General features: G+C 46.3%; 17 protein-coding genes. 12 read left to right on the top strand and 5 right to left on the bottom strand.

Annotated elements, in window-relative coordinates; all coding sequences use genetic code 11:
- Positions 1–59: 59 nt before the first annotated feature.
- On the bottom strand, positions 60–827 hold the full coding sequence (locus KHO06_RS13385) for an alpha/beta fold hydrolase (RefSeq protein WP_045377666.1): 768 nt from the start codon (positions 825–827) through the stop codon (positions 60–62).
- A gap of 92 nt (positions 828–919) precedes the next feature.
- Here KHO06_RS13385 and seqA point away from each other — a divergent pair, with 92 nt between their 5' ends.
- A complete protein-coding gene (seqA, locus tag KHO06_RS13380; RefSeq protein ID WP_005535181.1) occupies positions 920–1,462 on the top strand; it encodes a replication initiation negative regulator SeqA in 543 nt (180 codons plus the stop codon).
- 92 nt (positions 1,463–1,554) lie between these two features.
- Positions 1,555–3,201: a phosphoglucomutase (alpha-D-glucose-1,6-bisphosphate-dependent) gene (pgm, locus tag KHO06_RS13375; RefSeq protein WP_212581746.1), complete on the top strand. Its 1,647-nt coding sequence runs from the start codon at positions 1,555–1,557 to the stop codon at positions 3,199–3,201.
- A 349-nt stretch (positions 3,202–3,550) separates the two neighbouring features.
- On the opposite strand, the gene KHO06_RS13370 is transcribed toward pgm, so the two are convergent.
- Positions 3,551–4,303, bottom strand: a complete 753-nt coding sequence (locus tag KHO06_RS13370; RefSeq protein WP_050909989.1) for a DUF1853 family protein — start codon at positions 4,301–4,303, stop codon at positions 3,551–3,553.
- 132 nt (positions 4,304–4,435) lie between these two features.
- On the opposite strand from KHO06_RS13370, the gene KHO06_RS13365 reads away from it, so the two are divergent.
- Entirely contained in the window at positions 4,436–5,194 is a 759-nt protein-coding gene (locus KHO06_RS13365; protein ID WP_212581745.1) for a Nif3-like dinuclear metal center hexameric protein, read from the top strand.
- A gap of 165 nt (positions 5,195–5,359) precedes the next feature.
- Here the strand turns inward: KHO06_RS13365 and KHO06_RS13360 are convergent, their stop codons facing one another.
- Positions 5,360–6,649 carry a citrate synthase gene (locus KHO06_RS13360; RefSeq protein WP_005426685.1) on the bottom strand — a complete coding sequence of 430 codons (1,290 nt, stop codon included), beginning with the start codon at positions 6,647–6,649 and terminating at the stop codon, positions 5,360–5,362.
- A 395-nt stretch (positions 6,650–7,044) separates the two neighbouring features.
- Between KHO06_RS13360 and sdhC the strand changes: the two genes are divergently transcribed.
- The 8 genes from sdhC to sucD all read left to right on the top strand — a co-directional run bounded on the left by sdhC (position 7,045) and on the right by sucD (position 16,667).
- Entirely contained in the window at positions 7,045–7,437 is a 393-nt protein-coding gene (gene sdhC / locus KHO06_RS13355; RefSeq protein ID WP_005426687.1) for a succinate dehydrogenase cytochrome b556 subunit, read from the top strand.
- On the top strand, positions 7,431–7,775 hold the full coding sequence (gene sdhD / locus KHO06_RS13350; protein WP_005426689.1) for a succinate dehydrogenase, hydrophobic membrane anchor protein: 345 nt from the start codon (positions 7,431–7,433) through the stop codon (positions 7,773–7,775). The genes sdhC and sdhD overlap by 7 nt, the downstream gene beginning before the upstream one ends.
- Positions 7,776–9,542 carry a succinate dehydrogenase flavoprotein subunit gene (gene sdhA, locus KHO06_RS13345; protein WP_005426690.1) on the top strand — a complete coding sequence of 589 codons (1,767 nt, stop codon included), beginning with the start codon at positions 7,776–7,778 and terminating at the stop codon, positions 9,540–9,542.
- Positions 9,543–9,557: 15 nt separating this feature from the next.
- Positions 9,558–10,268, top strand: a complete 711-nt coding sequence (locus KHO06_RS13340; RefSeq protein WP_005426697.1) for a succinate dehydrogenase iron-sulfur subunit — start codon at positions 9,558–9,560, stop codon at positions 10,266–10,268.
- Between the two features lie 92 nt (positions 10,269–10,360).
- Positions 10,361–13,186, top strand: coding sequence for a 2-oxoglutarate dehydrogenase E1 component (sucA, locus tag KHO06_RS13335; RefSeq protein WP_005426698.1), 2,826 nt, complete (start codon positions 10,361–10,363; stop codon positions 13,184–13,186).
- Positions 13,187–13,214: 28 nt separating this feature from the next.
- A complete protein-coding gene (gene odhB, locus KHO06_RS13330) occupies positions 13,215–14,423 on the top strand; it encodes a 2-oxoglutarate dehydrogenase complex dihydrolipoyllysine-residue succinyltransferase (protein ID WP_005426699.1) in 1,209 nt (402 codons plus the stop codon).
- A gap of 205 nt (positions 14,424–14,628) precedes the next feature.
- Positions 14,629–15,795, top strand: a complete 1,167-nt coding sequence (gene sucC, locus KHO06_RS13325; protein ID WP_212581744.1) for an ADP-forming succinate--CoA ligase subunit beta — start codon at positions 14,629–14,631, stop codon at positions 15,793–15,795.
- On the top strand, positions 15,795–16,667 hold the full coding sequence (sucD, locus tag KHO06_RS13320) for a succinate--CoA ligase subunit alpha (RefSeq protein ID WP_005436989.1): 873 nt from the start codon (positions 15,795–15,797) through the stop codon (positions 16,665–16,667). The genes sucC and sucD overlap by 1 nt, the downstream gene beginning before the upstream one ends.
- Positions 16,668–16,798: 131 nt before the next feature.
- On the opposite strand, the gene znuB is transcribed toward sucD, so the two are convergent.
- Together znuB and znuC are read right to left on the bottom strand one after the other, a co-directional pair.
- Positions 16,799–17,584: a zinc ABC transporter permease subunit ZnuB gene (znuB, locus tag KHO06_RS13315; RefSeq protein WP_212581743.1), complete on the bottom strand. Its 786-nt coding sequence runs from the start codon at positions 17,582–17,584 to the stop codon at positions 16,799–16,801.
- Entirely contained in the window at positions 17,577–18,365 is a 789-nt protein-coding gene (gene znuC / locus KHO06_RS13310) for a zinc ABC transporter ATP-binding protein ZnuC (protein WP_038892101.1), read from the bottom strand. The genes znuB and znuC overlap by 8 nt, the downstream gene beginning before the upstream one ends.
- Positions 18,366–18,443: 78 nt before the next feature.
- Between znuC and znuA the strand changes: the two genes are divergently transcribed.
- A complete protein-coding gene (gene znuA / locus KHO06_RS13305; RefSeq protein ID WP_212581742.1) occupies positions 18,444–19,325 on the top strand; it encodes a zinc ABC transporter substrate-binding protein ZnuA in 882 nt (293 codons plus the stop codon).
- The last annotated feature ends 111 nt before the right edge of the window (positions 19,326–19,436 follow it).

The following is a 19,436-nucleotide window of genomic DNA, read 5'->3' as shown; positions in this document are numbered from 1 at the left end:
AAAGTTAATGCACTACGAGAAGGGTTATTTCAATAATCTGGCGTTGTTTTTCGAATTTGTTAACTCGAAATATATTTCCTGATCACACGCATAACTTCTGCCGGTTTCTCGGCATGTAACCAGTGTCCGGTGTTGGCAATAATGTGTGCTTTTGCGTTGTTAAACTGGCGTTTAACCGCAGGTTGATGCTCAGGCATCAGATAGTCGGAATCACCGCCTTTAACAAACAACGTAGGAATGTCGGTTGGTGCAATTTCTTGCCAGCCAATGATGTCGTCGTAGTTGTTGAGCAAACTTGCAACGTTAAAGCGCCAGTCCATTTGGTCACCATTTTTGTACAACGATTTCGACAGGAATTGTCTAACGCCATCGATTTCAATATGTTGAGCAAGAATATCCATCGTTTGCTGGCGATTGGCCGGTTTTTCTTTGATTACCGCTTGCAGGCCGTTAAACACGTTATCGTGACGGTTTGTTTGGTAAGACACTGGCGCCATATCGAGTACGACTAGTCGTTTAACAAACTCTGGCGCAACATCCGCCAATTTCATCGCAACTTTTCCGCCCATTGAGTGACCGATGACAAGTGCTGGCTCGATATTCAAATAACGAAGTAAATCAGCAACATCTTGCGCCATTACTTCATAGTTGTGTGTTTCTGAATGGAAAGAAAGGCCATGATTTCGGAGATCAATGCTGATCACACAGTGATCTTGAACGAGGTCGCGAGCCAGTAAACCTAGATTACTGAAACTGCCAAACAATCCATGAATCAAAACAACCGTTTGGCCGTGCCCTTCCTGCTTATAGTTGAGTAATGCTGACATTTTATCTTATTCGTGATGGGTTTAACGTGGAGTATCCGCGAGGATCTCGTTATAATCCCCCAGAGTTTAAACATTGAGAATGTGAAAAGCGAATGAAAACAATTGAGGTTGATGAGGATCTATACCGTTACATTGCGGGTCAAACCAAGCATATCGGTGAAAGTGCCTCGGATATTTTACGACGCCTTTTGAACCTTGATGGCCAGTTGCAGGAAGCAGTTGTTGCACCTGTAGTAGAACAGCCACAAGGGATTGTAGTAAGTAAAGATGCTGGCAAAGCAGAATCAGTAGATACCGTAAAAGAGATGCGCTCTCTACTTATCTCTGACGAGTTTGCTGGTCTTAAGAAAGCGATTGATCGCTTCATGTTGGTACTATCAACCTTACACAAACTGAATCCAGAGAGTTTCTCTCAAGCAACAAAAGTGAAAGGGCGCAAACGCGTTTACTTTGCTGATAACGAAGAGACTCTGCTAGCAAATGGTAACACTACCAAACCTAAAGCAATTCCTGGCACGCCATTTTGGGTAATCACCAACAACAACACCAGTCGTAAGCGACAGATGGTAGAGCAGGTGATGGCTCACATGGAATTCCAGCCTGACTTAATAGAGAAAGTAACAGGTTCAATCTAAGAAACCTGATAGAAGCCTCATAATGTGTAGCGTTTAGCAGATATTATGAGGCTTTTTTGATTTTATTTGTTTTTAAAGAAAGGATGTCAAACATGGCTATGCACCCTCGTGCTGGGCAAAAAGCGCAGCAGGAAGATCTTCACAATATCCCAGCACTCGTTGCTAACTACTTCTTACTTCAACCAGACGCAGCAAACGCAGAACATAAGGTTCAATTTGGTACTTCTGGCCACCGCGGTACTGCAGACAAGCACACTTTTAACGAAAACCACATTTTAGCGATCGCTCAAGCGGTAGCGGAAGTTCGTGCTGAGCAAGGAACAACAGGTCCATTGTTTGTTGGTAAAGACACGCACGCACTATCAGAGCCAGCATTTTCAAGTGTGATTGAAGTATTGATTGCAAATGGCGTGAAAGTTATTGTTCAACAAGGCAACGGCTACACACCAACACCGGGTATTTCACACGCGATTCTGACTCACAACATCAAGCATGATGACAAAGCAGACGGTATCGTAATTACCCCATCGCATAACCCACCGCAAGACGGCGGCATCAAATACAACCCGACTCACGGTGGTCCAGCAGAGGCTGAACTGACTCAAGCAATCGAAGATCGTGCAAACGCGCTGATTGCTGAAGGTTTGCAAGGTGTTAAACGCCTACCACTGGCAGAAGCGAAAGCATCGGATCTGTTTGTAGAGATGGATTTGGTGAAGCCATACATCGATGATCTAGTGAATGTTATCGATATGGAAGCAATCCAAAAAGCAAACCTGAAGATTGGTATAGATCCATTGGGTGGCAGTGGCATTGATTACTGGCGTCAAATTGGTCAGGCATACGACCTAGACCTAACGCTAGTAAGTGAAGCGATTGATCCTTCTTTCCAATTCATGTCTCTAGATAAAGACGGCGTTGTACGTATGGACTGTTCTTCTCCTTACGCAATGGCGGGTCTATTGGCGTTGAAAGATGAATACGACTTAGCCTTTGGTAACGACCCTGACTACGATCGCCACGGTATCGTTACGCCGAAAGGTCTGATGAACCCGAACCACTTCTTAGCGGTTTGTATCGATTACCTATACCGTCACCGTGAAGCGTGGGGTAAAGACGTAGCTGTTGGTAAAACGCTAGTTTCAAGTGCTTTGATTGACCGTGTTGTAGCGGATTTAGGTCGTGAGCTATGTGAAGTACCAGTCGGCTTTAAATGGTTTGTTGATGGTCTGTACACTGGTAAGTTTGGCTTCGGCGGCGAAGAAAGTGCAGGTGCGTCTTTCCTTCGTAAAGATGGTACGCCTTGGTCAACAGACAAAGACGGCATCCTGCTATGTCTTCTAGCAGCAGAGATCACTGCGGTAACGGGTAAGAACCCTCAAGATTATTATGAAGAGCTAGCAGCGAAGCACGGTGAATCTAAGTACAACCGCATTCAAGCTGTAGCTAATGGCCCACAAAAAGACGTACTGAAGAAGTTGTCACCAGAAATGGTAGCGGCTGAAACTCTGGCTGGTGATGCAATTACAGCTCGTCTAACGCACGCACCAGGTAATGGTGCTGCAATTGGTGGCCTTAAAGTAACGACAGCGAATGGTTGGTTTGCAGCTCGCCCATCAGGTACCGAAGACATCTACAAAATCTACTGTGAAAGCTTCAAAGGTGAAGAGCACCTAAAACAAATCGAAGCTGAAGCACAAGAAATTGTTAATCAAGTGTTTGCAGCCGCTGGTTTGTAATTCAAACGGTTAAGATTTTAAAAGGGTCGACATTGCGTCGGCCCTTTTTGTTTGTGAAGAGGGAACGCTGCGCTTCGAGAGTCGGGAGCGCTTCGCTTTGGGAATTGAGAGGTGCTCATTGAGGGTGTAGTGAAAAGGTATTTTGATTAAGAAGGTGTTGACGGAACTTGTTCCTCGTAAAACAAAATAAAATCGTTTCCCGTTTCCCGTTTCCCGTTTCCCCCGTTTCCCGTTTCCCGTTTCCCGTTTCCCGTTTCCCGTTTCCCGTTTCCCGTTTCCCGTTCGTTCCCGTTTCCCGTTTCCCGTTTCCCGTTTCCCGTTTCCCGTTTCCCGTTTCCCGTTTCCCGTTTTAGTTCGGCCAAGTATCCGGTACAACAAACCAAAATTGACCGCTCTTTGTTTGAGCGTGAACAAACCTATCGGATGGTTTATCGATAGGCTCTAAGAACTGCTCATTGCCTATTGCCCAAAGTGGTTTAGAGAGGGCGTAAAGTGGCTCTTCAATTTGCTCCCATTGGCTTTGATAGCACCAGTAACCGGATATTTGGCTTGGGTCTAGTTCGTAACCTAAACAGCTTGTCGGGATAGGTTCTGCAGAAAAAGGGTTAACGTAAAGGCGTCCCTGCATTAGAAGGTGCTCACTCGGTATATTGTCTAACGGTAACTGTTGGTGGAACTCTTCTCTTTGACTCATTTTTAGCTGGTGGGTGAGCATACGGTCGAGCTTCTTGTGCAGTTGGTCGTGAGCATTCGGTCCATACCAAATGCCCTCATGCAGTAAGTAGAACTTGATGGCTACTTCCCAATGCTCGTGTTGTTTGGTTTCCTGATTCTTGAGGATCAAATCAACGGCGCCAATCGTGCGGCCAGTCGTGTCATTGAGTTGAATCTCTTCAGCAACCAATTCATATCGAGGCGAGCAAGTCAGCAGCTTGGTGCAAAGGTGTTGGTAAAGGAAGCCAAGTCGTGGATTGCCATCGTAGTCTTCGTTGTCAGATAGAGGTGATGCCAGAAGATCTTCTACAGTGGCAAATGGCGTTTGAAGTTTAAAAAGTGGTGGGGTGCAAGCAATCCATTGATAGAAACGTTGTAGAGAGTTCATCCATTTTCCTTGTTGTCACTGGCATAGCCCTCCTATTGTATCGAAATTTATTTGAGTTGGGGATGTCGCAACTGGCATCTAGATTGCGGTTCGATATACACTTTGCTCAAGCCACAAGTATTGGAATTAAAAATGAATAACTTACAGCTGGAAAAGATCCTTAACGAGAAACTGTCTCCGCAACTTATTAAAGATTACGCACCGAATGGTATGCAAGTAGAAGGCAAATCAGAAATCAAACGCATCGTGACAGGTGTCACTGCTTCACAAGCGCTGATCGATAAAGCCATCGAGCTAGATGCTGATGCGCTGCTTGTTCACCACGGCTACTTTTGGAAAGGTGAGCCAGAGCCTATTCGTGGTATGAAAGGAAAGCGTATCCGTAGCTTGATCAAAAATGATATCAACCTATATGGCTACCACTTACCGTTAGATATTCATCCTGAACTTGGTAACAACGCAGAACTTGCTCGCTTGCTAGACATTGAAGTGGAAGGCGGCTTAGAAGGGCACCCTCAATCTGTCGCTCTGTTTGGCCGCTTGAAACAAGCAATGACTGGCGCTGACTTCGCACACAAAATCAATCAAGTCCTAAACCGTGAACCTTTGCATATTGCGCCTGACAATGCAGACAAAATGATTGAGACTGTTGGCTGGTGTACCGGCGGTGGTCAGGATTTTATTGAGCTTGCTGCTCAGCATGGATTAGATGCATTTATTTCGGGCGAGATCTCAGAACGTACCACTTACACGGCTCGTGAATTAGACATTCATTATTTCTCAGCTGGCCACCATGCAACCGAACGCTACGGCATTAAAGCGCTAGGGGAATGGTTAGCGCAAGAGCATGGTTTAGACGTTACGTTTATTGATATTGATAACCCAGTATAGAAGGGACGGGCTTTGTCTGTTGAGATGTGAAAGTGTTACGCAATTATCTCTCGCATCTCGAAGCGAAGCGTTCCATAGAGCGTAGCTCGTTCTAATCACTCCAAAATAGAAAGGGTTGACGCTTTCACGCCAACCCTTATTTTATTCGATTCTCGATTCTAACCGTTACTCACGCTCGTGCAATGGAGAAAACTCACGTTGAGTTTCACCAGTGTATAGCTGACGAGGACGACCGATTCGGTTTAGTGGGTCGCTGTGCATTTCGTTCCAGTGAGCGATCCAACCGATAGTACGAGAAATCGCGAAGATTACCGTAAACATCGATACAGGAATACCGATCGCTTTTAGGATGATGCCAGAGTAGAAGTCTACGTTCGGGTAAAGCTTCTTAGACACGAAGTATTCGTCAGAAAGAGCAATGCGCTCAAGTTCCATTGCTACGTCTAGTAGTGGATCTTGGATGTTCAGCTCTTTAAGAACTTCGTGACATGTTTCACGCATTACTGTCGCACGTGGATCGTAGTTCTTGTAAACGCGGTGACCGAAGCCCATCAGACGGAATGGGTCATCTTTGTCTTTTGCACGCTCAACATACTCAGGAATGTTGTCTACGCTGCCGATCTCTTCAAGCATCTTCAGACACGCTTCGTTTGCACCACCGTGTGCAGGACCCCATAGAGAAGCAATACCTGCGGCAATACACGCGAATGGGTTCGCGCCAGAAGAACCAGATAGACGAACTGTCGACGTTGAAGCGTTTTGTTCGTGGTCTGCGTGAAGTGTGAAGATTTTATCCATCGCACGCGCAACAACAGGGTTTACTTCGTATTCTTCACATGGGTTTGCATACATCATGTGCAGGAAGTTTTCCGCGTAGTTTAGGTCGTTACGAGGGTAAATAAACGGCTGGCCGATTGAGTACTTGTAACACATCGCTGCCAGCGTTGGCATTTTAGACAGTAGACGATAAGCCGCAATTTCACGGTGCTCGTCGTTGTTGATATCTAGTGAATCGTGGTAGAAGGCCGCTAGTGCACCAACTACGCCACACATTACTGCCATTGGGTGAGCGTCGCGACGGAAGCCATGGAAGAAGCTTGCGATCTGCTCGTGCACCATAGTATGGCGAGTAACAGTTGTTTTAAATTGCTCGTATTGCTCACGGGTAGGGGCTTCGCCATAAAGCAGGATGTAACATACTTCCAAGTAATCTGCGTTATTGGCTAATTGATCAATCGGGTAACCGCGGTGCAAAAGAATACCTTTGCCGCCATCGATGTACGTAATTGATGATTCACAAGATGCAGTGGCAAGAAAACCTGGGTCAAAAGTAAAGTAACCATTGGCTCCCAGTTTACGAACATCAATCACAGGTGTACCTAGCGTACCGTCCATAATTGGCAGTTCGATCGGCGCATGACCTTCAACATGAAGGGTAGCTTTCTTATCCGCCATAACAATCTCCTTTGTTTATTATTTAATCCGTCCAGGATGTTTATGTGCCATTTTTGTACTGTTGTTAAAGCTTAAAGTCAATTTTTCTCCAGTTTTGTGTGCACTTGTTATGATTTTTCTCATGAAAATCGTTAAAAATCTGTTCTATGTAGCATAATTTGTTACATCAATTGTATTAGAATGTTGCTGGCCGTATATTGGCACAGAAAATTTTAGTTAAATCCTTATAAATTCGGGGCTGGAAACAAAAGTGAGGTTTGTTTACGGACTCCGTTTGTTAACAAAGTGTTTACAATTATCTCCGAGCTTATTGCGAGTATTTGTTAATCAAATGTTAACTTTTGTACGTTTGGAAGCTGAAATTGGTTATAACAATAAATGCTCAATGGAGCTGAGTGAGCAAGCCCGTGAAAGAAAGAAAGTCAAGACCTGTTAATTTAGATTTACAGACCATCCGCTTTCCCATCACAGCAATCGCGTCCATCCTGCACCGTGTGTCGGGTGTGATTACGTTTGTTGCGGTGGGTATATTACTTTGGTTACTGTCCATTTCTCTGTCATCCCCGATGGGTTTTATGGAAGCCGCTGACATCGTCGATAGCTTCTTCGTGAAATTCATTCTGTGGGGAATTCTAACTGCACTTGCCTACCACATTGCTGGTGGTGTTCGTCACTTGTTGATGGACCTAGGCCACTTTGAAGAACTCGAGTCAGGCGCAATGAGCGCTAAAGTCGCGTTTGGTGCTACTGCAGTGTTATCACTATTGGCGGGGATCTTGGTATGGTAAAACACGTTTCTTCATTTGGTCGTAACGGTGTCCACGATTTCTTACTGATTCGTGCGTCAGCGATCATTATGACTTTATACACGATTTATCTGGTGAGCTTCTGCGCTTTCTCAGATATCTCTTACGCATCTTGGACCCAATTCTTTGGTGGTACATTCACTAAAGTCTTCACCATGTTGGCACTTGTTTCGATTCTGATTCACGCGTGGATCGGTTTGTGGCAAGTATTAACGGATTACATTAAGTGCGCGAAACTTCGTGGCGCACTGCAACTTGGTGTTATTGCCGTTCTATTCGGCTATGTCTTCTCTGGTCTATTTATTTTGTGGGGTGCGTAAGTGTCTATTCCAGTTCGTGAGTTTGATGCCGTAGTAATCGGCGCTGGTGGTGCAGGTATGCGCGCTGCACTACAAATTTCGGAGCAAGGCCTATCTTGTGCTTTGTTGTCAAAAGTTTTCCCAACTCGTTCTCATACTGTATCTGCGCAAGGCGGTATCACGGTTGCGCTTGGTAACTCGCACAAGGACGATTGGCAGTGGCACATGTACGACACAGTAAAAGGTTCTGATTACATTGGTGACCAGAATGCTATCGAGTACATGTGTAAGAATGGCCCTGAGTCGGTTATCGAGCTAGAAAAAATGGGTCTACCATTCTCTCGTTTCGATAACGGTTCTATCTACCAACGTCCGTTTGGTGGCCAATCGAAAGAATTTGGTGGTGAGCAAGCGGCTCGTACTGCTGCGGCAGCAGACCGTACTGGTCACGCTCTTCTTCATACGCTTTACCAACAAAACGTTAAACACAAAACAACCATCTTCTCTGAGTGGTACGCACTAGACTTGGTGAAAAACCAAGACGGCGCGATCATGGGTTGTACTGCTATCTGTATGGAAACGGGCGAGATTTGTTACTTCAAATCGAAAGCAACTATCCTAGCAACAGGTGGCGCGGGTCGTATTTACGCTTCTACAACGAACGCTCACATCAATACTGGTGACGGTGTTGGTATGGCGCTTCGTGCTGGTGTTCCAATGCAAGATATGGAAATGTGGCAGTTCCACCCAACGGGTATCGCTGGCGCAGGTGTTCTTGTTACTGAAGGTTGTCGTGGTGAAGGTGGTTACCTTCTAAATAAAGACGGCGAGCGCTTCATGGAACGTTACGCACCAAACGCGAAAGACCTTGCTGGCCGTGACGTAGTAGCGCGTTCAATGATGATTGAAATCCGTGAAGGTCGTGGTTGTGACGGCCCTTGGGGTCCGCACATCAAGCTGAAACTGGATCACCTAGGTAAAGACGTTCTTGAATCTCGTCTACCAGGTATCTGTGAGCTTTCACGTACATTCGCGCATGTGGATCCAGTGAAAGAGCCAATTCCAGTAATCCCAACCTGTCACTACATGATGGGCGGTGTTCCAACACAAGTTTCAGGTCAAGCAATCAAGCAGACTGCTGACGGCAATGACGTTGAAGTTCAAGGTCTATACGCATGTGGTGAAATTGCTTCGGTATCAGTACACGGTGCAAACCGTCTGGGTGGTAACTCACTGCTTGACCTTGTGGTATTTGGTCGCGCGACAGGCCTACACCTTGGCGAAACATTGGCTGCACAAGCTGAAGCTCGCCCAGCAACTGAATCTGACATTGAAGCGTCTCTAGCGCGTACTATGCGTTGGGAAAACAGCACTGGTGGTGAAGATCCAGTTCAAATCCGTAAAGATCTGCAATCTTGCATGCAAAACAGCTTCTCGGTATTCCGTGAAGGTGATGCAATGGCAACAGGTCTAGAAGAGCTGAAAGTGATCCGCGAGCGTCTGCAAAACGCACACCTTGCTGATAAGTCTTCTGAATTCAACACGCAACGTATCGAGTGTCTAGAGCTAGACAACTTGATGGAAACTGCATTCTCTACAGCTGTAGCAGCGAACTACCGTACAGAAAGCCGTGGTGCACATGCTCGTTTCGACTTCCCAGAGCGTGATGATGAAAACTGGCTATGCCACTCTATCTACAACCCGGAAACAGAAGCGATGACGAAGCGTGATGTAAACATGACGCCAGTTCACCGTGACGCTTTCCCACCGAAAGTACGTACATACTAAGAGGAGGAAATGACTATGAAATTGAACTTCTCTTTATACCGTTACAACCCGGATGTAGACACAAAACCTTACATGAAGGATTACACCCTTGAGGTGGAAGAAGGCTCAGACATGATGGTTCTGGATGCGTTGATTCTGCTGAAAGAGCAAGATCCTAGCATCTCATTCCGTCGCTCATGCCGTGAAGGTGTTTGTGGCTCTGATGGCCTGAACATGAATGGTAAAAACGGTCTAGCGTGTATTACACCACTTTCAGCACTGCAGGGTGACAAGATTGTCATCCGACCATTACCAGGTCTACCAGTAGTACGCGATCTTATCGTTGACATGACGCAGTTCTACGATAACTATGCGAAAGTTAAGCCTTTCTTGATTGATGATGGTGCTCTACCACCTTCACGCGAGAACTTACAATCGCCAGATGAACGTGCGCATTTAGATGGATTGTACGAATGTATCATGTGTGCATGTTGTACAACTTCTTGTCCATCATTCTGGTGGAACCCAGATAAATTTATCGGCCCTGCTGGTCTTTTAGCAGCTTACCGCTGGCTAATTGATAGCCGAGATACAGCGACTGATGAACGTTTGTCCGATCTTGATGATGCATTTAGCGTTTTTCGTTGCCATGGCATCATGAATTGTGTAAGTGTTTGTCCTAAGGGGCTAAATCCTACGAAAGCCATCGGTCACATCAAGTCGATGCTGGTGAATCGTTCGATTTAATTAACAACAAAAATTGCCGCTCTACTTGGAGCGGCTCTTAATAGCTCGGCGCAGACCGAAGCAAACGTGAAAACTACTGGTTAAGGGAAAATATGCACAACGGCGTGATGAAGGCATGGCTCGAGTCTTCACACTTGGCTGGCGCCAATGCAACGTATGTAGAGGACCTCTACGAACTGTATCTAAGTGATCCCGATCTGGTAAGTGAGGAGTGGAAACGCGTATTTGATGAGTTGCCTAAGAACTCAGAAGAAGTGGCTGAACAGCCGCACTCGCGTGTCCGTGACTACTTCCGACGACTCGCTCAAGAAACAAAGCATTACAGTGTCCAAGTTAGTGATCCAGATGTCGACGCTAAGCAAGTAAAAGTTCTACAGCTTATCAACGCATACCGCTTCCGCGGTCATGAAGCTGCTGAACTCGATCCTCTAGGTCTATGGCAACGTCCACCTGTGGCGGAGCTAGACCCTGCATTCCACAATCTCACCGAAGATGACTTCGCAGAAACTTTCAACGTAGGTTCTTTTGCCATTGGTCAAGAGACGATGCAGTTGAAAGACATCTACTCAGCACTGAAGAAGACTTACTGTGGTTCTATCGGTGCAGAATACATGCACATGACAGACACAGAGCAAAAGCGTTGGATCCAACAACGTTTAGAGTCTGTCGTTGGTCAGCCATCTTTCGATAAAGACGAAAAACGTACATTCCTTGAGGAGCTAACGGCTGCTGAAGGTCTTGAGCGTTACTTGGGTGCAAAATTCCCTGGTGCGAAGCGTTTCTCGCTTGAGGGTGGTGATGCACTGATTCCGATGACAAAAGAGCTGATCCGTCATGCTGGTACAAGCGGCATGCGTGAAGTGGTTATCGGTATGGCTCACCGTGGACGTTTGAACATGCTTGTTAACGTTCTTGGTAAGAAGCCACAAGATTTGTTTGATGAGTTTGCGGGCAAGCATGATGAAACATGGGGTACGGGCGATGTTAAGTACCACCAAGGTTTCTCTGCAGACTTTGCAACGCCGGGTGGTGATGTTCACCTAGCGCTAGCCTTCAACCCATCTCACCTTGAGATTGTAAACCCAGTAGTTATTGGTTCAGTTCGTGCTCGTCAAGATCGCTTAGGTGACTTTGATGGAAGCCGCGTACTACCTATCACTATCCACGGTGACTCTGCAATCGCAGGTCAGGGTGTGGTAGCAGAGACGTTCAACATGTCTCTTGCACGTGGTTTCTGCGTTGGCGGTACAGTTCGTATTGTTGTGAACAACCAAGTTGGTTTCACGACTTCGAACCCTCGCGATACACGTTCGACCATGTACTGTACTGATATCGCGAAGATGGTACAGGCACCAATTTTCCACGTTAACGCTGACGATCCAGAAGCGGTTGCTTTCGTAACGCGCATTGCACTGGATTACCGTAACGAGTTCAAACGCGATGTTGTGATTGATTTGGTTTGTTACCGTCGTCATGGTCACAACGAAGCGGATGAGCCGAATGCAACTCAGCCGTTGATGTACCAAAAAATCAAGAAACACCCAACGCCTCGTAAACTGTACGCTGATGTTCTGATCGACAAAAACGAATCAGATATCGAAGTGGCGACTCAGTTAGTTAACGAGTACCGCGACGCGCTAGACAAAGGCGAAGTCGTGGTTAAAGAGTGGCGCCCAATGGCTCTACACTCTGTTGACTGGTCACCGTACCTCGGCCATGACTGGGATGTTTCTTGGGATAGCACATTTGATTCAACTCGCTTGAAAGAGTTGGGTCAGCGCCTAATCCAATACCCAGATAGTCATAAGCTACAGAGCCGTGTAAACAAGTTGTACAACGATCGTTCTGCAATGATCAGCGGTGAGAAGCCTCTTGATTGGGGTATGGCTGAAACGCTGGCGTACGCAACTCTAGTTGATGATGGCAAGCGTATCCGTATCTCTGGTCAGGACTCTGGACGTGGTACTTTCTTCCACCGTCACTCAGTTCTGCATAACCAGAACGACGCAAGCACCTACATTCCGTTGGCGAATATTCATGACAAACAAGGTCCATTCCAAGTCTTTGACTCAGTGTTGTCAGAAGAAGCGGTATTGGCGTTTGAATATGGTTACGCAACAGCAGAGCCAAGCGGTTTGACCATTTGGGAAGCACAGTTCGGTGACTTCGCGAACGGTGCACAAGTGGTGATTGACCAGTTTATCTCATCAGGTGAGCAAAAGTGGGCTCGTCTATGTGGTCTAACTATGTTGTTGCCACACGGTTACGAAGGTCAGGGCCCTGAGCACTCATCTGCGCGTTTAGAGCGTTACCTACAATTATGTGCTGAACAAAACATGCAGGTTGTAGTGCCATCTACACCAGCACAGGTTTACCACATGATCCGTCGTCAGGTGGTGCGTCCTATGCGTCGTCCACTGATTGTTATGTCACCTAAGTCGCTACTGCGTCATCCACTTTGTACATCGTCATTGGAAGAGCTTTCTGAAGGCACATTCCAACCAGCGATTCCAGAGATCGATAATCTGGATCCAAGCAAAGTGAAACGTGTTGTGTTCTGTTCAGGTAAGGTTTATTTCGACCTTCTAGAACAGCGTCGCAACAACGAACAAGATGATGTTGCTATTGTGCGTATCGAGCAGCTTTACCCGTTCCCAATGGATGAAGTTCAAGCCGCTATCGCGCAATACACGAATGTTGAAGATTTCGTGTGGTGTCAGGAAGAGCCTCAAAACCAGGGTGCTTGGTACTGTAGCCAACACAACTTCCGTGCTGCTATTCCAGCAGGCGCAGATCTTAAATACGCAGGTCGCCCAGCTTCTGCTTCGCCAGCAGTAGGCTACATGTCGGTGCACTTGAAACAACAAAAAGCGTTGGTTGAAGACGCTCTGAACGTGAACTCAAAAACTTCGAATTAAGAACTAGAAGTTAAAGGAAGAAACAGATATGACAATTGAAATTCTGGTTCCAGATTTACCTGAATCAGTTGCTGACGCAACCGTAGCGACATGGCACAAACAACCAGGCGACGTAGTCGAGCGTGATGAAGTTCTGGTTGATATCGAAACCGATAAAGTTGTGCTTGAAGTACCGGCTCCGGAAGCGGGCGTTTTAGAAGCCATTATTGAAGAAGAAGGTGCAACAGTACTTTCTAAGCAGTTGATCGCGAAGCTTAAGCCAGGCGCAGTAGCAGGCGAACCAACAACAGATTCAACAGAAGACAAAGAAGCGTCTCCTGATAAGCGTCATAAAGCAACGCTAACAGAAGAAAGCAACGATGCGCTAAGCCCAGCTGTTCGTCGTCTTCTTGCTGAACACGGTCTTGAAGCTAGCCAAGTGAAAGGCTCTGGTGTTGGCGGTCGTATTACTCGCGAAGACATTGAAGCACATCTTGCAAACGCAAAAGCGGCACCGAAAGCAGAAGCTCCAGCAGCCGTTGAAGCGCCTGCAGCGGCTCGTAGCCAAAAGCGTGTACCAATGACGCGTCTGCGTAAGACAGTAGCAAACCGTCTTCTAGAAGCGAAGAACAACACGGCAATGCTAACTACGTTTAACGAAGTGAACATGAAGCCAATCATGGACCTTCGTAAGCAATACAAAGACCAGTTCGAAGAGCGTCACGGTACTCGTCTTGGCTTCATGTCTTTCTACGTGAAAGCAGTAACTGAAGCACTAAAACGTTACCCAGAAGTGAATGCCTCTATCGATGGTGATGACATTGTTTACCACAACTACTTCGACATCAGCATGGCGGTTTCTACGCCACGTGGTCTAGTGACGCCAGTTCTAAAAGACTGCGACACACTAGGTTTTGCTGACATCGAAAAAGGCATCAAAGAGCTAGCAATCAAAGGCCGTGACGGCAAGCTAACGGTTGATGAGTTGATGGGCGGTAACTTCACTATCACTAATGGTGGTGTATTTGGTTCATTGATGTCTACGCCAATCATCAACCCACCACAATCGGCAATCTTGGGCATGCACAAAATCCAAGAGCGTCCAATGGCGGTTGACGGCAAAGTAGAAATCTTGCCAATGATGTACCTAGCACTATCTTATGACCACCGTTTGATCGATGGCCGTGAGTCAGTGGGTTTCCTAGTAACCATTAAAGAGCTACTAGAAGATCCAGCGCGTCTGCTATTAGACGTTTAATATCGCTAAAACGTCGAGTTCTCCTTGATAGCTCGACGTCTACAGCATCCGAGGCTAGACTGGCTCAGCGTCTGGCCTTCATTTGAACTGCCCCCGATATAAACTTATAAGCAGTTGATTTGAGAAGACCCTACAGACGTACCGCATCGATGCGGCGTTATGGAAATAATAAATCCCTTAAGGGATAAACAAACGGAATATCAAAATGAATTTGCACGAATACCAAGCCAAACAGCTGTTTGCAGAATTCGGTTTGCCTGTACCGGAAGGCTACGCATGTGATACGCCACAAGAAGCTTTTGAAGCAGCAGGTCGCATCATTACTGAAAAGAAAGTTGTAAAATGTCAGGTTCACGCTGGTGGCCGCGGTAAAGCGGGCGGTGTTGAGCTACACGATACAAAAGATGGCGTAAAAGAATTCGCACAAAAATGGCTAGGTAAGAACTTGGTTACTTACCAAACAGACGCAAATGGTCAGCCTGTTACTAAAATCCTTGTAGAAGAAGCGTCTAACATCGCTAACGAACTTTACCTTGGTGCGGTTGTTGACCGTGCAACTCGTAAGATCGTTTTCATGGCTTCGACTGAAGGTGGTGTGGAAATCGAAAAAGTTGCGGAAGAAACGCCGGAGCTAATCCACAAAGCAGCGATCGATCCACTAGTAGGCCCTCAGGCTTACCAAGGTCGCGAGCTAGCGTTCAAACTTGGTCTTGAAGGTGACCAAATCAAACAATTCGTTAAGATCTTCATGGGTCTTGGCACTATGTTCTCTCAGTACGACCTAGCGCTACTAGAGATCAACCCACTGGTTATTACTGGCGAAGGCAACTTGCTGTGTCTTGACGGTAAGATCAACATCGACTCAAACGCGCTATACCGTCAGCCTAAGCTTCGTGAAATGCACGATCCTTCACAAGAAGACGAGCGTGAAGCGCACGCAGCTCAGTGGGAACTGAACTACGTGGCACTGGATGGCAACGTTGGCTGTATGGTTAACGGTGCGGGTCTAGCGATGGGTACAATGGACATCGTAAACCTACACGGTGGTAAGCCTGCTAACTTCCTAGACGTAGGTGGCGGCGCAACAAAAGAGCGTGTAGCAGAAGCATTCAAAATCATCCTATCTGATGACAACGTGAAAGCGGTTCTAGTAAACATCTTCGGCGGTATCGTTCGTTGTGACATGATCGCAGAAGGCATCATCGGTGCAGTGAAAGAAGTTGGTGTAACGGTACCTGTTGTTGTTCGTCTAGAAGGTACTAACGCTGACCTAGGTCGCGAAGTTCTTGCTAATTCTGATGTTGATATCATTGCTGCTGAGTCGCTAACAGATGCTGCTCAGAAAGTTGTTGCTGCTGCGGAGGCTAAATAATGTCTGTACTAATTAACAAAGACACTAAAGTAATCTGTCAGGGCTTCACTGGTGGTCAAGGTACTTTCCACTCAGAGCAGGCAATTGCTTACGGTACACAAATGGTTGGTGGTGTATCTCCGGGTAAAGGTGGTCAAACTCACCTTGGTCTTCCTGTATTCAACACAGTACGTGAAGCAGTAGAAGTGACTGGCGCAACAGCAACAGTTATCTACGTACCAGCACCATTCTGTAAAGATGCAATCCTAGAAGCGATCGACGCTGGTATCGAGCTTATCGTAACGATCACTGAAGGCATCCCAACGACAGATATGATCGATGTAAAAGTGAAGCTAGAAGAAACTGGTGTTCGCATGATCGGTCCTAACTGTCCGGGTGTTATCACTCCTGATGAGTGTAAGATTGGTATCATGCCTGGTCACATCCACAAGAAAGGTAAAGTGGGCATCGTTTCTCGCTCAGGTACACTAACGTACGAAGCGGTTAAGCAAACGACTGACGAAGGCTTTGGCCAGTCAACGTGTGTTGGTATCGGTGGTGACCCAATCCCAGGTTCAAACTTCATCGACATCCTGAAGCTTTTCCAAGAAGACCCTGAAACAGAAGCAATCGTAATGATTGGTGAGATCGGTGGTACTGCGGAAGAAGAAGCAGCAGCTTACATCAAAGAAAACGTAACGAAGCCAGTGGTTTCTTACATCGCGGGTGTTACTGCTCCTCCTGGTAAGCGTATGGGTCACGCAGGTGCAATCATCTCTGGTGGTAAAGGTACTGCAGAAGACAAATTCGCAGCACTAGAAGCAGCTGGCGTTAAGACTGTGAAATCTCTAGCTGAGATTGGTAAAGGTCTACGTGAAGTGACAGGTTGGTAATTAACCAAACCACACTATAAGCATTAAAAAGCCTGCGACTTCGCAGGCTTTTCTTTTTCTGTCCCACCTTTTTTTTTATCTTGCTTTGATTTTTGTCTCAAGCATGAGGTGGGTTGTATTAAACGCTCGGGCTATGCTTTGCGGCTAATAAGTTGGCTAATCATGAATAAGAATGTGGCACTGATGACGACAGAGGGACCCGCTGGAGTATCGAAATGCCAAGACAGGCTCAGTCCCATCAACACCGCGATAGAACCAATAATCGATGCAAACAGCGCCATCTGCTCCGGTGAAGAAGAGACTTTACGAGCCGTTGCCGCTGGGATAATCAGTAGTGAAGTCATGATCAGTGCGCCAACAAACTTCATACCGACTGCGATCACTACACCAACCATAAGCATCAGAACTAGACGTACCAAATCGGTATTCACACCTTCCACAGCAGCAAGCTCTTCACTCACGGTACTAGATAGTAGTGGGCGCCAGAAAAGATATAAGCATGCGCTAACTGCGATGACACCAGCATAGATGAACATCAGATCTTGAGGTGATACCGCCAATAGGTCACCAAATAAGTAGCTCATTAGATCGACGCGAACATTGTCTAAGAAGCTGACGGAAACCAAACCAATCGACAAAGCACTGTGAGCCAAAATGCCCAGTAATGTATCCGTCGCGACAAGCTGTTGCTTTTGAAGTGTCACTAGCAGTACCGCTAATGCAAGACAGCAAACGAGCAGAGCAAGATATAGGTTGATATCTAGCAGAAAGCCAAGCGCCAGCCCCATTAAAGACGCGTGCGCGAGTGTGTCACCAAAGTAAGCCATTTTGCGCCACACTACGAATGAACCAAGTGGACCTGCGATAATCGCGATACCAATGCCGGCCAATATTGAAGGCAGTAAAAACTCAATCATGATGGTGATGTCCGTGAGCGTGGTTTGAGCAAGAGGTAGCGTCGCCAGTGACTGGTGAGCCAGCTAAATCGTGATGATGGTGTTCGTGGTCATGGTGGTAAAACGCTAGAGACTCACGGGTGGCATTGCCAAATAGAGCAATGTAAGAAGGATGCTGAGTAATGGTTGCCGGCGAGCCTGAACAGCACACGTGGTGATGCAAACAAATCACATCATCGGTCTTAGCCATGACTAAATGTAGGTCGTGTGAAACCATAAACACACCACAATCAAAGCGATGGCGGATGCTTTCAATCAGGTCATATAAGTCTATTTGGCCTTGAACATCGACACCTTGAGCGGGTTCATCCAAAACGAGAAGTTCTGGGCGTTGAAGGAGCGCTCGTGCTAGAAGTACACGTTGATTTTCGCCACCAGATAGACGATGCATGTTACTTGCGATCAGGTGCTCGGCACCGACAAGGCGTAACGCATCAAGGCACTCTTGCTTGCTATACTTGCCTGCGAGGTTTAAAAAGCGAATCACGTTCAGCGGAAGAGAGTCGTTGAGTTTCAGTTTCTGAGGGACATAACCAATTTTCAGCTTACGCTGTTTGGTTAATTTACCGCTGGTCGGTTTCTGGAGACCTAGAATGACTTTAACTAACGTCGATTTTCCCGCTCCATTGGGACCAATTAGGGTAGTGATCTTGCCCTTTTCTAATTCCATAGTGACATTGTCGAGAACTCTACGTTCGTCAAACTCGACGCACAGTTGCTCAAGACGGACTAGTGAAGACATGAATGAAACTCATTTGCAAAATAATAATGTTATAATGTAACATTATCTCACTTTCCACGCCATACCCCAAGTAAAACTATGAAAAGAGCTATAATTCTTGCTGCTACAGCAATGTTAACCTTACCTGCTCACGCAGTCACTGTGTTAACCAGTATTAAACCGATTCAAATGATCGCAACCGAGCTAACGGAAGGTGTGACAAAACCAGACGTGCTGCTTCAAAACAACGCTTCGCCTCATGACTATGCTTTGCGTCCATCCGATGTAAAGAAAGTTGCAGCGGCAGATCTTGTCATTTGGTACGGTCATGATCTTGAGCCGTTTCTAGAGAAAGTCGTGACCGACAAAGGTAATACGCTAACGATTAGTCAAATTCCGGATTTGTCATTGCGCGAGTTTGGTAGCGAACATGCTCATGACCATGACGGTCACAACCATGGCACTCACGATCCTCACTTTTGGTTAGGTATTGAAACCGTTCAACAAGTTGCGAATGCTATTGCTCACAAGTTGGCTGAAACTGACCCTGAACACGCTGCAACTTATGCGGAAAACTTAAACAAGTTCGAAGTTCAGTTGAAAGCGACAGACGCAGAAATCAAACAGCAACTTACACCAGTGAAAGACAAAGGTTACTTTGTATTCCACGATGCCTACGGTTATTTTGAAGAGCGCTACGACCTAAATCAAATGGGTCACTTTACCGTTTCTCCTGATCGAAAACCTGGTGCGAAAACGTTGATTCATATTCGTAAAACACTTGGCACTGGTGATGTAGCCTGTGTGTTTTCAGAGCCTCAATTTACACCCGCTGTGATTGAGAGTGTGATGCGCGGCAGTGACGTAAAAACGGGTATTCTTGATCCGTTAGGTAGCGAGATTGACGTAAAGTCAGGCAGTTACTTTGAATTTCTTCAAGGTATGTCGAATAGCTTTAGTCAGTGTTTGAGCGAAAAGTAACAATTGTGTTGTGCTTCTTGCATCAGATCTGTTTTTAACGTGATCTAGCAGTAAGAATTGCAAACCTTAGGCGCAGTGAGTCTTTCCTATCAAAGGATTTGAGATATCATT

The sequence above is a fragment of the Vibrio sp. B1FIG11 genome, assembly GCF_905175335.1.
GTDB classification, from domain to species: domain Bacteria; phylum Pseudomonadota; class Gammaproteobacteria; order Enterobacterales; family Vibrionaceae; genus Vibrio; species Vibrio campbellii.
Note: the sequence above shows the minus strand (reverse complement) of the source record. Positions and strands in the feature narration are given on the sequence as shown.